This window comes from Gemmatimonadaceae bacterium (assembly GCA_020851035.1).
Classification (GTDB): Bacteria; Gemmatimonadota; Gemmatimonadetes; order Gemmatimonadales; family Gemmatimonadaceae; genus JACMLX01.
In genome coordinates, this window is sequence record JADZDM010000012.1 from 63,753 (window position 1) to 78,514 (window position 14,762).

At 72.0% G+C, this 14,762-nt stretch carries 12 protein-coding genes; 7 read left to right on the forward strand and 5 right to left on the reverse strand.

The annotated features are described in order from the left end of the window. Nucleotides 1-57: 57 nt before the first annotated feature. Together IT355_09225 and IT355_09230 are read right to left on the reverse strand one after the other, a co-directional pair. Nucleotides 58-678, reverse strand: a complete 621-nt coding sequence (locus tag IT355_09225) for a superoxide dismutase (GenBank protein MCC7053438.1) — start codon at nucleotides 676-678, stop codon at nucleotides 58-60. A gap of 105 nt (nucleotides 679-783) precedes the next feature. Next, nucleotides 784-1,425 carry a VTT domain-containing protein gene (locus tag IT355_09230; protein ID MCC7053439.1) on the reverse strand — a complete coding sequence of 214 codons (642 nt, stop codon included), beginning with the start codon at nucleotides 1,423-1,425 and terminating at the stop codon, nucleotides 784-786. Between the two features lie 209 nt (nucleotides 1,426-1,634). Here IT355_09230 and IT355_09235 point away from each other — a divergent pair, with 209 nt between their 5' ends. Next, a complete protein-coding gene (locus IT355_09235; protein MCC7053440.1) occupies nucleotides 1,635-4,325 on the forward strand; it encodes a hypothetical protein in 2,691 nt (896 codons plus the stop codon). A gap of 31 nt (nucleotides 4,326-4,356) precedes the next feature. Here IT355_09235 and IT355_09240 read toward each other — a convergent pair whose 3' ends face one another. Genes IT355_09240 through IT355_09250 form a run of 3 tightly spaced genes read right to left on the reverse strand, consistent with a single transcriptional unit; the run spans nucleotide 4,357 to nucleotide 6,664 of the window. Further along, nucleotides 4,357-4,818, reverse strand: a complete 462-nt coding sequence (locus tag IT355_09240; protein MCC7053441.1) for a hypothetical protein — start codon at nucleotides 4,816-4,818, stop codon at nucleotides 4,357-4,359. 32 nt (nucleotides 4,819-4,850) lie between these two features. Then, complete coding sequence (locus IT355_09245; GenBank protein MCC7053442.1) at nucleotides 4,851-5,687, reverse strand: ABC transporter permease; 837 nt, start codon at nucleotides 5,685-5,687, stop codon at nucleotides 4,851-4,853. After that, a complete protein-coding gene (locus IT355_09250) occupies nucleotides 5,684-6,664 on the reverse strand; it encodes an ABC transporter permease (GenBank protein ID MCC7053443.1) in 981 nt (326 codons plus the stop codon). Before IT355_09250 ends, IT355_09245 begins: the two co-directional genes overlap by 4 nt. Between IT355_09250 and IT355_09255 the strand changes: the two genes are divergently transcribed. The 6 genes from IT355_09255 to IT355_09280 are packed head-to-tail and all read left to right on the forward strand — an operon-like array spanning nucleotide 6,656 to nucleotide 14,648. Then, nucleotides 6,656-8,251 (forward strand): hypothetical protein, encoded by a 1,596-nt coding sequence (locus IT355_09255; GenBank protein MCC7053444.1) that lies wholly within the window; start codon nucleotides 6,656-6,658, stop codon nucleotides 8,249-8,251. The genes IT355_09250 and IT355_09255 overlap by 9 nt on opposite strands. Beyond that, entirely contained in the window at nucleotides 8,248-10,983 is a 2,736-nt protein-coding gene (locus tag IT355_09260; GenBank protein ID MCC7053445.1) for a heparinase II/III family protein, read from the forward strand. Before IT355_09255 ends, IT355_09260 begins: the two co-directional genes overlap by 4 nt. Beyond that, the gene (locus IT355_09265) at nucleotides 10,980-11,855 is read left to right on the forward strand and encodes a hypothetical protein (GenBank protein ID MCC7053446.1); all 876 of its coding nucleotides are present in this window, start codon (nucleotides 10,980-10,982) and stop codon (nucleotides 11,853-11,855) included. The genes IT355_09260 and IT355_09265 overlap by 4 nt, the downstream gene beginning before the upstream one ends. Continuing rightward, a complete protein-coding gene (locus IT355_09270; GenBank protein MCC7053447.1) occupies nucleotides 11,852-13,021 on the forward strand; it encodes an aminotransferase class III-fold pyridoxal phosphate-dependent enzyme in 1,170 nt (389 codons plus the stop codon). Before IT355_09265 ends, IT355_09270 begins: the two co-directional genes overlap by 4 nt. Before the next feature lie 2 nt (nucleotides 13,022-13,023). Next, complete coding sequence (locus IT355_09275) at nucleotides 13,024-13,848, forward strand: amidohydrolase (protein MCC7053448.1); 825 nt, start codon at nucleotides 13,024-13,026, stop codon at nucleotides 13,846-13,848. Further along, nucleotides 13,845-14,648, forward strand: a complete 804-nt coding sequence (locus IT355_09280) for a hypothetical protein (GenBank protein ID MCC7053449.1) — start codon at nucleotides 13,845-13,847, stop codon at nucleotides 14,646-14,648. The genes IT355_09275 and IT355_09280 overlap by 4 nt, the downstream gene beginning before the upstream one ends. Nucleotides 14,649-14,762: the final 114 nt, after the last annotated feature.

Sequence of the window (14,762 nt, forward strand, 5' to 3'; positions counted from 1 at the left end):
CCCCGTCAGGCGCGCCTGACGGGGGATCGTGTCGTTCACGAAGCAGGGGGGGACGGCTCAGCCCTTCGCCGCGGCGAAGCGTTCGCCCACCTTCGCCCAGTTGATCGTGTTGAACCAGGCATCGAGGTAGTCGGGACGCTTGTTCTGGTACTTCAGGTAGTAGGCATGCTCCCACACATCCACGCCGAGCAGGATGTCGGCCGCCCGCTTCCCGTCCATGATCGGGTTGTCCTGGTTCGGCGAGCTGGTGATGGAGAGTGCGCCGCCATCGTGCATCAGCCACGCCCAGCCGCTGCCGAAGCGGCCCACGCCCGCCGCCTTGAGCTGGTCGCGGAACGCGCTGTACCCGCCGAACGTCGAGGTCACGAGCGCGCCCAGGTCGCCGGTCGGCTCGCCACCGGCGTGCGGCGCCATGATCTCCCAGAACAGCGAGTGGTTCCAATGGCCGCCGCCGTTGTTGCGCACGGCGCCGCGCACGGCGTCGGGCACGCCGGCGAGGTCGGCGAGCAGCGCCTCGAGCGGCGTGTCGGTGAGGGTTGGCGCCTTCTCGATCGCGGCGTTCAGGTTGGTGACGTAGGCCTGGTGATGCTTGCCATGATGGATGCCCATCGTGGTGGCGTCGATGTGCGGCTCGAGCGCATCGAGCGCATACGGCAATGCTGGCAGGGTGAATGCCATGGAGTCTCCGGAAGAGCGTACGGAATGAGGCATGGGTGCTGCAGGAAAACTAAGCCCGGTGCCGGGCGTGCCGGTGCCAAGGCAGGCCCGGCCGGAGTGCCGCGATCAGGCCTGCGCCTTCGCCTTGCGGTGCTCGCGCCACCAGCTCAGCACCCCCGGCATCACCGACAGGAGGATCACCGCCAGGATGACCTTCTCGACGTGCTGGGCCACACCGGGTATCGTCTTGCCGAGGCCGTATCCGATCATCAGCATGCTCCAGATCCAGAGGAAGCTCCCGGAGATGGAGAAGCCCGCGAACCGGGCATAGGGCATCGCACCGACGCCGGCGAGCACCGGTGCGAACGTGCGCACGATCGGCACGAAGCGCGCGATCATGACCGTCTTGCCACCATGCTTCTCGTAGAAATCGTGGGCCCGCTGCAGGTACTTCCGCTTGAAGATCAGCCCGTCCTGTCGGGTGAAGAGCTTGGGACCGGTGAATCGGCCGATCTGGTAGCCGACGCTGTCACCGACGATCGCCGACGCCATCAGCAGGAATCCGAGCGACCAGACGTGGATGCCGAACTCCGGGCGGGTCGCGCCCAGCAGCCCGGCCGTCACGAGCAGCGAGTCGCCCGGCAGGAAGAGACCGACCAGCAGGCCGGTCTCGCAGAAGATGATCAGCATCATGCCGACGGTGCCCGCCCAGCGGACGAGCTCCGGCAGGTCACGGAGGCGCGAGAACAGGTCCTGGAGGAATTCCATCTGGTCCGGGGTCAATCACATGAAGAACGCGCCAGGACCCGGGGGAAGCCCCGGACCGCGACGCGTCGATGCGGCGGCGGATGGCGCGCGACGGCACCCGCCGACGGGCGGAAAATCACCGGTGCGGGCTGTCCGCACAACGGGACCTCCGACTACTCTGCCGTACCGTGACACCGCCGCGCCGATCCACCGCACCCTCGCCCACCACCATGGACACCCACGCCCCCCATACGGTGGTGGTGGTGTCCCACACGCACTGGGACCGCGAGTGGTACCACCCCCTCGGCCGGATGCAGCAGCGGCTGGCCGCCCTCGTCGATGCGTTGCTGGACGACCGCGACGGGCTGCCCTTCCTGCTGGACGGGCAGGCCATCGTGCTCGACGACTACCGCGCGATGCGCCCCGAACGTGCGGAGCACCTGAGCGCCGCCCTCCGGGCCGGTGAGATCGAGGCCGGGCCCTGGTACGTGCTCCCGGACCTGCTCCTGCCCGGCGGAGAGGCGCTCGTCCGGAACCTGCTCGAGGGCTCCCGGACCGTCCGCGAGGCCGGGGGGGCACCTCCGCCCGTCCTCTACTCCCCGGACGCCTTCGGGCACAGCGGCGCAGGACCGGTGCTCGCCCACGGCTTCGGCCTCGACACGGCGATCGTGTGGCGGGGCTTCGGCGGTCCCGAGCACCCGGATGGCACCGTCGCCTGGTGGGCACACCCGGGCGGCGCGGGGGTGGTGCTGTACCACCTCCCGCCCTCCGGCTACGAAATCGGCGCGTCGCTCCCCGTCGCCGATTCTGCCGCGAGCTTCCGCTGGCGCAGCATGCGCGACGCGGTGCTGGGGAACAATCCGCTGCGCATCGCGCTGCTGCCGAACGGGGCCGACCATCACGCCCGCCAGGAGCAGCGGCGCGCGGCGCTGGCGACGCTGGCCCGCGTCGCCGAGCCGCACGACGTGATTCCCGGGACGCTCGCCTCGTTCGCACATCGGCTGCGGCATGCGGCCACCGGGGTCGAACTGCCGGTCGTGACCGGCGAGCTGCGCGACTCGAGCGGCTGGACCTGGTCCCTCCAGGGCACCTTCGCCACCCGCGCCTACCAGAAGCGCACCAACGCGCAGGTCGAGCGCCTGCTGGTGCGCGAGGCGGAACCGTGGGCCGCGCTGGCGTGGTTCACCCGCGGCTGGCGGCAGGGCAGTGTGCGCGCCGCCTGGCGCATGCTCCTCTCGGCACAGCCACACGACACGCTCTGCGGCTGCTGCCACGACGACATCGCGCGCGCGGCCGACCAGCGATGGGCCGACGCGCGTGTGCTCGCCGAGGCGGTGCGGGAGGATGCGCTGGGCGCCCTCGTCGGGTACGACGGCGCGCAGCAGCGGGAGCTGGAGGCGAACTGGCGCCCCACGCTGGTGCTGCGCAATCCGGCCGCACGGGCACGCGGCGGCGTGGCCCGCCTGCGCCTGGTGGATGCCGTGATCGCGGATCCCGTCGGTCCCGGCAGCGCCGCGCGGTCGGGAGCACGGGTGAATCCGCCCGCAGCGCCGATCGGCTGGTCGGGTGACGAGCACCTGCAGCTCGTGCAGCGCACGCGGCAGTTCGATCGCGTCGAGTCGTCGCAGCACTACCCGCGGAACGCCGTCGTGCGGGTGACCGAGGTGCTGGCCTGGGTGCCGCCGGTGCACGGCTACGGCGTGCAGCCGGTGATGCTCGCCGAGCTCTCCGCCCTCGTGCAGGCCACGCCCGTGAAGTCGCGCGTGCGGGCTTCCGACACCGAGTTGAGCAGTGCGGCGTGGCGCATCAGCTCCACGATGCAGGGACTCGTCGCGACGCACCTCGGCACCGGGGCGCGCGTGAACGCCGTGGGCTGGCTGGAGAGCACCACCGATGCCGGCGACACCTACACGCCGTCCCTGCGTGGGGCACCGGTCGTGTCGCACTGGTCGGCGCCGAAGATGCAGGTGCGCGGTCCGCTTCGGGTGGAATGGGAGCTGGCGGCAGCATTCGAGCGACCGGCGACAGCGATCGCGCCGGCCACCGATCCGGTCGCCCGCGACCTGCCCTCGCGTGAGGCGGCCGAGGTGATGGTCACGGCGGGCGTCGCGCTCCAGGCGGGGGCGGAGTGGATCGAGGTCTCGATCCGGGGCGACAACCGGGCGGGGGATCATCGCCTGCGCTGGATCCTCCCGCTCCCGGGCAGCATCCACACCGATCGCGTCATCGCCGATGCGGCGTTCGGTGCGATCGAGCGGCGGCATGTGGACCGCGATCCGCGCGAGTGGAGCCCTGAGCAGCGCCTGCCGACGGCGCCGCTCCATCGCTGGCTCCACCTCACGGGCGAGGCGTACGGACTGGGCATCGTGAGCGATGGGCTGGCCGAGTACGAGCTGCTGCCCGGCGGGCACCTCGCGATCACGCTGCTGCGCGCGGTCGGCGAACTCTCGCGACGCGATGTCGTCGAGCGGCCCGGGCATGCCGGCTGGCCGCTGCCGACGCCGATGGCGCAGTGCCGCGGCCCATTCGAGGCGCGCTTCGCGATCGTGATCCTCCCCGCCGACCGCGATGCCGCGCAGGCGATGCTCGAGGCCACGGCCGACGACGTGCTGCACCCGATCACCGGTGACACGCTGCGCGGCGTGGGCACGCTGCTGCATGCCTGCGAGGGGCTGACCCTGGAGGGGAAGGGGCTCGCCTTCAGTGCCGCGCGGCGCAGCGAAGATGGCCAGTGGCTCGTGCTGCGCTGCATCAACCAGTGTGATGCCGCCGTGCGCGGTGTGTGGCACCTCCCGCGCGCGGCATCCGAAGTGCGCCTCTCCCGGCTCGACGAGACGCCGGGCATCGCGCTCACCGGCACCGGCAGCCGGATCCGGTTCGAGGCGCCACCGAACGGTGTCGTGACCCTGCTCGTGCGCTGACCGCGGCAGCCCCGCTGCGGGGCCGCGCTCGTCAAACGACCGCGATGTCCTCTGTGCGGAGCAGGCGCGCGACCGCACCGAGACGCAGCAGGAACCCGGTGGCCGCCAGCGACTGCAGCAGCAGCGCCGGCACGAGCAGCCCGGGGACGAGGATGGCGAGCCGGCTCACGCCGTACAGCACCACGAAGCCCAGCACGACCCCGCGCGGCGGTGGCACGTGGTGCGCCGCTGTGGCGGCGGTCGCGGAGTGCCAGACATGGTGCAGGATGCCGAAGCTCGCCACCGCGCCGAGGCCCGGCACCACCAGCAGCCAGAGTCCCAGGGGATTGCACATCCGCTCCGGGCCGGGGATGTGCATCGCCATGCGACGCAGCGCGAGGCAGAAGGCCACCTGCGCCGACAGGTAGGCCACCACGAACACCAGCGCGGCGGCATCGAACGTCGCATGCCACGGCAGCAGGGTCAGGGCGAACGCGCGGAGGCTGTCGGCCATGCTGAACGCTAGCACCCGGGGCAGGGCGTGCGTCACCCCGCCGCCGAACGCCCCGCCGCACGCGCCTGCAGCCAGTCGCCGACGAGGGTCGCCGCCGTCACCGTCGCCACCACCGCCAGCCCCGGCGCCAGCGCCACCCACGGTGCCGTCACGAGGTGCTCGCGCCCCCCGGCGATCATGTTGCCCCAGCTCGGCGCCGGCGGCTGCACGCCGAGCCCGAGGAAGCTGAGGCCACTCTCCAGCAGGATCGCGTTGCCGATGCCGAGCGTCGTGGCCACGAGCGCCGGCGCGACCGCGTTCGGGATCACGTGCCGTGTGAGCGTCCGCCACGATGACGCGCCGAGCACCGTGGCCGACGCCACGAAGTCGCGCCCCGCCAGGCCCAGTACCTCGGCGCGCACCAGCCGCGCCACGCCCATCCAGCCGGTGAGCGCCAGCACGGTCACCAGCGTCGGGATCCCCGGTCGCCAGAGCGCGGCACAGGCCAGCAGCAGCACCAGCCGCGGGATCGCCTGCAGTGTGTCGGAGGCGGAGGTGATCACGGTGTCGGCCACGCCGGCCCTCCACCCGGCCACCGCACCGAGCACGGTGCCGACCACGCCGCTCAACACCGCGCCGGCCACACCCACCAGCAGCGACAGGCGGCCGGCGAGCAGCAGCCGTCCGAGCACGTCACGACCGAAGGCGTCGGTGCCGAAGAGGTGCCACCCGCCGGCGTCCGCCGTCAGCGGCGCGCGGAACCGCAGCGACAGCACGTCGCCGACTGCGGTGGGGTCCCGCTGCAGCAGCGGGCCCAGCGTGCACGCCAGCGTCAGCACGGCCAGCACGACCAGTGACACGCGGACGCGGAACGGGATTCCGACGCTCATGCACGCCCCCGGCGCGGGTCGAGCAGTGGCAGCAGCAGGTCGGTGAGCAGGTTCGTCATGATCACCACTGCGGCATACAGCAGCGTCACCGCGAGGATCACGGGATGGTCGCGCTGCGCGACGGCACCGAGCAGCAGCCGCCCCATGCCCGGCCACGCGAACACCCCTTCCACGAACACCGAGCCGGCCACGATGCCCGGCACCGCCAGCGCCACCAGCGCCGCGATCGACGGCAGCGCCACGCGCACGACGTGATGGCGCCACGCCGCCGTCGCCGTCACGCCCTTTGCCAGCGCCGTGCGGCGATGCTCGCCCTGGGCGGCCTCGACGATCGCGGCGCGTGCGAAGCGTGCCACGCCGGCGGCCCCGGTCAGTGTCAGCACCAGCACCGGCAGCACGGCATGACGGAACAGGTCCAGCGGCGCCGCCGAGGGATCGAGCACCCCCGGGTCACGCATCGCGAACGCCGGGAGGCGCCACGCGGGGGGCACGCCCAGTGACGAGGCGCCGACGGTGACGGCGGCGACGAACGCCAGCGAGAGCCAGAAGGTCGGCGCGGAGTAGAGCGTCGTGCTCAGGATCGTGAGCCCCGTGTCGACGCCGCTCCCGGCGCGGCGCGCCTGTGTGCTGCCCACCAGCACGCCCAGCAGCACCGTCAGCGTGAGCGAGGCGGCGCCAAGCCCCAGCGACACCGGCAGCGCCTCGGCCAGCCGCTCCACCACCGGGCGTCCGGTGGCGAGGCTGGTCCCGAGGTCGCCCTGCGCGATATTCCCGAGCCAGCGCGCGTACTGCTGCACCAGCGGGGCATCCAGGCCAAGCTCCGTGCGCAGTCGCGCCAGCGTCGCCGCGTCCGCCTCTGGCGGCAGCAGGAGCAGCGCCGCATCACCCGGAGCCGCGTGCACCAGCGCAAACGTCAGCGTGCAGACCAGCCAGAGCAGGACGAGCGCGGTGCCGGAGCGGCGGAGCAGGTGGGCCACGCCTCAATGATCGCCCGCGGACGTGGTGCCGCCAACCGGGCGGGAAGGCTGGCCGCGGCAATGCTGCTCGCTGCCTGTGCCGGCAGCGCCCGGTCTGCCGACACCATCGTCATCGCGACCGGCACGGATCTCGAGGGAATGCAGCCGCTCACCACCGTGCATCCACTCTCGCGCCAGGTGCAGCGCTATCTCGTCTTCACGCCACTGACGCGGCTCTCGGCCACGCTCACACCGGAACCCTGGGCAGCACGGTCGTGGAGCTGGTCCGCCGACCGCACGCAGCTCGTGATGCTCGTCGACACGACCTTGCGCTGGCACGACGGGATTCACGTCACCGCCGGCGATGCACGTTTCACCCTCCAGCGCGCGCTGGATCCCGCCACCGGATACGCGCGCCGTGGCGACCTGCAGGCAATCACCCGGCTCGACTCCCGGGGGCGCGACTCACTCGTCATCACCTTCGCCCGCCCGCAGGCCGACGTACCACTGGTGCTGGCAGAGTTGCCCGTCCTGCCGGAACACCGCCTGCACGGCGTGGCCCCGGAAGCCCTGCGACGTGACCGCTTCACTGTCGCACCCGTCGGTTCGGGCCCGTACCGCGTCGTGCAGCGTGACGCCGGCCGCCGCTGGGTGCTGCAGCGCGTGGACACCTTCCCGGCGCGGCTTGGCGGTGTCGCGGCCACGCGCACGCTGGTCGTTGCCGTGATCGACGAGGCCACCACGAAGGTGGCCGGCCTGGTGAGCGGCGCGCTCGACATCGCCGGCGTGAATCCCGCCACCGCCGCGCTGGTGCGGCGTGACCCGACGCTGCGCCTGCTGGACTACCCCACGTTCTTCAGCAACTGGCTCCTGTTCAACCCGGCCTGCGCTGTTGTCTCGGACGTGCGGGTACGTCGTGCGATCAGCCTTGCGCTCGACCGTCGCCGGATCGTGGACGCCGGCATCGGCGGGTTCGGGGTGCCGAGTGCCGCACCCAGCGCCGATCTCGCGTCCGACACCACGCCAGCGCAGCCCGCCAGTGCCGATTCGCTGCTCGACGCGGCCGGATGGACGCGTACGGGGCAGGACACGAGACGGCGCGGCGCGGCACCGCTGGTGATCGAGATGCTGACCGTGAGCACGGGAGACAATCCCGTCGAGCAGCTCATGCAGGCCGACCTGCGCGCCCGCGGCATCGACCTCCGCATCGCCACCCGGGACATGGGTGCGCTGCTGGCGAACGCCCGCGTGCGCGCTCCGTCGCACTGCGCCGTGTACACCGGTGTCGCCGGTGATCCGTCGCGCAGTCAGCTCGGGGCGCTCTTCGATCCCGCCGCCGCCGGCGGTGCGCTGGAACTTGGTGCCGCCAGGCCCGCCGCCCTCGGCCCGTTGTTCGGCACGCTGCGGACCAGCTCCGACACCGTTGCCCACCGCGCCGCCTGGGCCGGCGTGCGGCGGATCCTCGCCGACAGCGTGCCGGGCACCGTGGTCTTCCACTCGCGCGGGGTCCAGGGACTCACGCGGCGGCTGCAGCACGTGACCATCGACCTGCGCGGTGAGCTGTACTCCGCCGCGCGCTGGACCCTCGCACCACCTGCCGACCGGTGAGCCTCTTTCTCGACCATCGAGCCCTCTGCGGGCGCCGGGAGTTCCTTCGCGATCCCGACGCGCTCGGCGGCCTCGCCGGGTCGCTGCAGCGCGAACTGCACGCGGCGCTCGACGTGCCGGTGCCGGCCGGCAAGTCCCGCCTCACGCGGCAGGGGGGGCGATGCGCGCGCTGCACGGTGCTGCTGGCGTTCGACCCGCGGCGGCCGTTCGCGCATGCGTGTCCGCAGTGTGGCACCGTGTACGACGACAGGGTGCACCACGAATGGTGGCTGATGAACGCGCACCTCTGGACCGCCGAGCAGTGCACGCGGGCGGCAGCACTGGCGTTCCTGCGCGACGACGACCTCGCCGCCCGGCGCGCCGACGCGATCCTCGAGGCGTACACCGCGCGCTACCTGCAGTGGCCCAACCGCGACAACGCACTCGGCCCCACGCGCCCGTTCTTCAGCACCTATCTCGAGTCGATCTGGCTGCTGCACCTCGCCATCGCGCTCGACCTGCGCATGGCAGCCGCCGGTGGTGCGACGGCCCTCCACGCGGCGGCGCTCGACCGGCTCGTCGCGCCATCGTCGGCGCTGATCGCGTCGTTCGACGAGGGGCGCAGCAACCGGCAGGTCTGGCATGCTGCCGCGCTGCTCGCCTCGGCACACCTGCTCGATGACGCCGCCATGCGCGACCGCGCGGGTGCGTCGGTGGTGGCGCTGATCCGCGAGGGGCTGCACGACGATGGAAGCTGGTACGAGGGTGAGAACTACCACCTCTTCGCGCATCGCGGACTCCTCTCCGGTGTGACGCTCGCCGAGCGTGCCGGCATCGGGGTCCCGGCGGGACTGCTGGAGCGCTTCGAGCGCGGGTTCGCCGTGCCGTTCCGCACGATGCTGCCCGACGGCACGTTCCCCGCACGGCGTGACAGCCAGTACGGCGTGGCATTGCGCCAGTACCGGACGGCGGACTGGGTCGAGTGCGGCCTCGCGCGCCGTGACACGCCGCCGCTGCGCGCCGCGCTCGCCATGTTGTATGCCGACTGGCCGTCGCCGGGTGACACCGGGCGGGCCCACTCCACGGCCGACGCGGAACGCAACCAGCCAGGCCTGCGGCTCACGCGCGCCGACTGTGGCTGGCGCGCCTTGCTGCTCGCAGTGCCCGCCCTGCCGCCACTGGAGGATGCCGCGCTGCGCTCCGAACTGCTGGAGGGGCAGGGGCTTGCGGTGTTCCGACGGCGGGCTGGCGCGTTCTGGGTTGGGCTCGACTACGGCGACCCCGGCGACGGACACGGACATCCCGACCGGCTCAACGTCGTCATCGCCACCCGGCAGTCGCGCTGGCTCGACGACGTCGGCACCGGCAGCTACACCTCGCCCACGCTCGCATGGTATCGCAGCTCCCTGGCCCACAACGCGCCGATGGTGGATGGGTGTGACCAGGGCGAGGCGCACGGCACGCTGCTCGCGCACGACGAGCAGGCTGATGCCGGCTGGGTGTCGGCGGAGTTCACGGACCCGCGCAGCGCGGTGACCTTCGTACGAACGCTAGTCGTGCTGGACGGGTACGTCATCGACGAGCTCACCTGGACTTCGGCTCGCGACGTCGTCGTCGACGTGCCGATGCAGGCGCAGCGCATTGCCGACCCGCGAATCACGTGGGCAGCCGCACCGTCCCATCGCACCGAGTGGCTGGTTGACCCGCAGCAGGCCGCGCTGCCGGCCGGCACTCACAGTTCCCTGGTGCTCCGCGGCCTGCCCTCGCCGGCCGGTGGCCCCGCGGATCCCGGCGCGCTGACGTTCACCTGCTCGATCTGGAGCGCCACCGACGCGCTGCTCTGGTCAGCCGGTACGATCGGCCCGCCGGCCGGCAGCGCGCATGGCCTCGTTGCCCTCCGCCAGTCCGGCCGTGCCGGTCGCAGCCTGCGCGTTTTTGCCTCCCCGGGCGCCATCGCCGATGTCGGCGTCGATGACGGTGCGATCACCGTCACCTGCGCCGACCAGTCCGTCACGACGCATCGTCGCACCGCGACCGGCTGGCGCATCAGCACCAGCCGCAATTCGGTGACAGTGCACGAATTCTCGTGCGAACTCGGCGGCGTGCGTGACCGGCCTGCCGCGCCGGCGCGGGCTACCCGCACCGCCGGTGAGTCGGTCGCCGTCGTCCGGACCTCGCGGCAGAACGTCGTGGCGATCACGCTCGGCGAGGCCCAGTACCGCCAGACCGAAGTGCCCTGGCACCTCGCCGGACAGCCCACTGCCCAGGTCTTCGTGACCGGCCTGCAGGCGGGGATGCTCATCATCACCGTCGCGGCGCAGTTCAACCGTCCGCCGCACTTCGCGCCAGCCCGCGACGAGAATCCGCTCGACAACGAGCTCAGCGATGTGAACAGCGATGGCGTGCAGCTCCATTGGCGATCGCTGGTCGACGGCATCACCTGGAACGGGGCGCTCGCCGTGCCGGCCGGTGACATGGTCCGCCTCACCGCCGTGCACGGCAATCTCGACGGCCTCGAGGCTGCCTGGTCGCTGGAGGGGAGCACCGTGCAGGTCGTGTTCTCGCTGCCATGCCCGCCATCGGCCCCCGAGTTCAGTTTCTGCGTCTGCGTCAACGACTGCCCGCCGGGCCGCGAGCGACGTCGCGGGCAGCTCGTGCTTGGCGGACGCGAGGGGGAGACCGCCTATCTTCGGGGAGCGCGACAGCCTCCTGACCGCGCCGTCCGCGTCCTCTTCGAACCCGAGCATCCGTGAGCCTGCTGCGCAACATCCGCGTCGTCCTGCACGAACCGCAGGACCCCGTGAACATCGGGGGGACCGTCCGCGTGATGAAGAACATGGGGCTCGACGACCTCGTCCTGGTGCGACCGATGCGCTACGACCCCGAGAAGCTGGAGCGGATCGCGCACAACACGCGCGACCTTGCCGGCCGCATCCGGCACGTCGACGAACTCCGGGACGCCCTCGACGACTGCGTGGCCGTCTACGCCTTCGCGGGCAAGCACCGCGCCGTCCGCTGGCCGGTGATCACGCCCCGCGAGATGGCCGCGGCGGCGCTGGAGCGCGTCCCCGACGGCCCGGTGGCGATGCTCTTCGGCCGCGAGGATCATGGCCTGCCGAACGAGGCGCTGGACCAGAGTACGGCCGTCGTCTGCATCCCGACGACCGAGCACATGTCACTCAACCTGGCGCAGGCTATCCTCGTTGGTGCCTACGAGTTACACCTCGCCGCCGGAGATGCCACGCGAATGCCGCCGCGGCGCCGGAAGGAAGGGCCGGCCTCGACGGTGGAGAATCGTGAGCTCACCATCCAGCGCATCCATCGCGCCCTGGACCTGCTCGATTTCTTCAAGACGCGGAACCCCGAACACGTGATGCGCGCAGTCCGCTCCCTGGTCTCGCGTGCCGAACCGGCCACCCGCGAGATGGAGCTCGTCAAGTCGATGGCGATCGAGGTCGAGCGCACGCTGGAGCGCGAGACGCGCCGATCGTTCAAGGCGGCCCTCGCCGGCGACATGTACGAGCCCCCGTCGAGCGGCATTCCGGGAATTCCCGTCGGCTCCGACGCGGACGCAGACCGTGGCGGAAGCGAGGACACCACCGGAGAGCCGGACGGCGGGGCATGACGCCCGACTGGCGCGCGCGCGCCACTGCCGTCATCCCCGGTGGCAGTTCCACCGGCAGCAAGCGCCCCGCCAGCCTGTTCGGGCCGGCGCACGAGGGTCCGACCCACCTCACCGAGGCCCGCGGCTGCCGCATCCGCACCGCGGGCGGCGACTGGCTCATCGACCTCACCTCCGCCCTCGGCGCGGTGGCGCTCGGCTACGCCGATCCCGGGGTCTCCGACGCCGTGGCCGTCGCGGCACGGCGTGGGCCGGTCGCCGGCCTCTCGTATGTGGACGAGGTGACCCTCGCGGAACGCCTGTGCGGGCGCATCGCGTCGGCCGAGCAGGTGCGCTTCCTCAAGACCGGCGCCGAGGCGTGTGCCGCCGCCATCCGCATCGCGCGGACACACACCGGACGCGACCGGGTCCTTGGCAGCGGCTATTTCGGCTGGCTCGACTGGTGGTCCGACTCCGCCGGCGTACCGGTCGGTGCACATGCCGATTACATGCCGCTGCCCTTCAATGACCGGGCAGCCTGGCACGACGCCTTCGCGAGGCATGCCGACCGGGTGGCCGCCGTGATCGTCGAGCCGATCGTCGAGACGATGGCGGATCCGGACTGGCTCGGTGACCTCCGCGCGCACTGCGACCGGCTGGGCGCGGTCCTGATCTTCGACGAGGTGAAGACCGGATTCCGGATCGATCCCGGTGGCGCGCAGGCCGGGCTCGGTGTGGCGCCGGACCTGACCGTGATCGGCAAGGCGCTGGCCAACGGCTATCCGCTCGCCGCGGTGCTGGGACGTGCGGAGGTGATGGCGGCCACCGAACGCACGTGGATCTCGAGCACACTGGCCACGGAGCTGACCGCACTCGCTGCGGCGCACGCTGTGCTCGACCGGCACGACGCACTCCCCGTGTGTGCCACGCTCGCGGACACCGGACGGGCGTTGCGGGAGGTCATCGCACGGGCGGCGCAGGATGCCGGTCGCGAACTCCGGACCGTCGGGCACGACGCGATGTTCATCATCCGCTGGCCGGACCAGGACACCGAGGATCGCACGCTGGCGGCGCTGCGCACGGCCGGCGTGCTGGCGAAGCGTGGGCCGTACCAGTTCGCGACCACTGCCATGCTCCCCGCCGACGTCGCCGAAGTCGGCGAGGCGTTCCACCGCGCGCTCACCCAGTGATCATGGCACCTCGTCACCTCATCGACGCGCACGCGCACTTCCACTGGGCGGGTAGCCGGGCCGACTTCGCACGGTACAACGACTCGCGCCTCCATGCCGGCGAGGTGATGGGGATCACCTGCCATGTCGCGTCGATCCTCGGCAGCTGGGGGCGCAATTCCCCGACCTATTTCGCGTCGCCCACCGACGTCGTGGCGGGCAACGACGCCATGTATGCCATCGCCGCTGCGGAGCCTGGCCGCGTGCGGGCGTTCGTGCACGTGAACCCGAATCACACCGCACATGCGCTGGCGGAGATCGCGCGGGGGGTGAGGGCGGGAGCCATCGGCGTGAAGCTGAGTGCCAGCCGGCGCGCCGATGATGCACTCGTCGATGCGGTGGCGACGGCGGCGGCAGCGCACGGCCTGCCGGTGCTCCATCACATCTGGCAGCACCGCCAGCGCGAGTGGGGCGGCCAGGAGGCCAGCGACGCGGTCGACCTCGTCCGCCTGGCCGTGCGCCATCCGCGGACGAACTTCATCCTCGCTCACATCGGGGGCGGCGGTGACTGGGCCCACACCATCGAGGTGATCCGCGGCGTGCCGAATGTCTACCCCGACACCAGCGGCAGCGGCGTCGATCGCGGCATGCTCGACGCGTACCTCGCGGCGATCGGGCCCCAGCGCCTGCTCTGGGCGGCGGACCTCACGCTGTGCACCGGGCTGGCCAAGCTGCAGGCGCTCGAGGTGATCGGGATGCCGCAGGCGGATCTCGACGACGTCTGCTGGCGGAACGCCGTGCGGATCTTCCCGGCGGGCAGCTTCGGGCTCGCAGGAGGCACGCCATGACGCCGGTGCACTTCCCGGTCGACGTGAGTGCCTGGATCGGGGCCTACCCGTTCCGCGAGCTGCCGCATCCCGACGCCGAGGTCCTGGTGCGGGTGCTGGCGCGCGAGGGGATTGCGCGGGCGTGGGTCGGGGCGCTGCCCGCGGTGTGGCATCGCGACCCGGGCCCGTCGAACGCCTGGTTGTACGCCCAGCTGGCACCATACGACGGTCTCCTCCTCCCGTCGCCCACCATCCGGCCGGACTGGCCCGGGTGGCAGGGCGGGCTCGATGACGCGGTGCGGCGCGGGGCACCCTCGGTGCGCAGCTACCCGATGCAGCTCGGCATCGGGGCAGGGGCACCGGCGCTGGCGCAGCTCGCGGTGGCCTGTGCGGACCGGGGCCTCGCACTCCAGCTGACGGTGCGGTTCGAGGACCTCCGGCAGCGTCACCCCATGGATTCTGCGGGTGACCTCACGGCCGCGCACGTGCGGGCGATCGTGCGCGCCGATGCGCGGGTGCAGGTGGTGGTGAGCGGCGCGGGCCGTGAGCTGATCGAGGAGGTGCACTGGTCGCTGACGCCGGCCGAGCAGGCGCGGTGCTTCTGGGACTGGGCGTGGGTCTGGGGGCCGCCGGAGGACCACTTCGCGCACCTGGTGGCGACCATCGGCGGTGACCGTTTCGTGTTCGGCGGCTACTGGCCGCTCCGGCTGATCCAGGCGCCGGTGGCGACCTGGCGGCTGTCGGAGGCGCAGTTGCCCGGAGTCACGATCACGTCGGGCGATGCGATCGTGGCGGAGGCGCAACGGCGGTCGGGCAAGTGACGGACGCTGGCATCCGCATGAATCCGGACCGGCGTGTCCGAGGTCCGTGTGACAGCACGACTTGGAATAGGACCGGCGTGAACCGTGTTCCGTGCGATGTGACAACGACTTGCG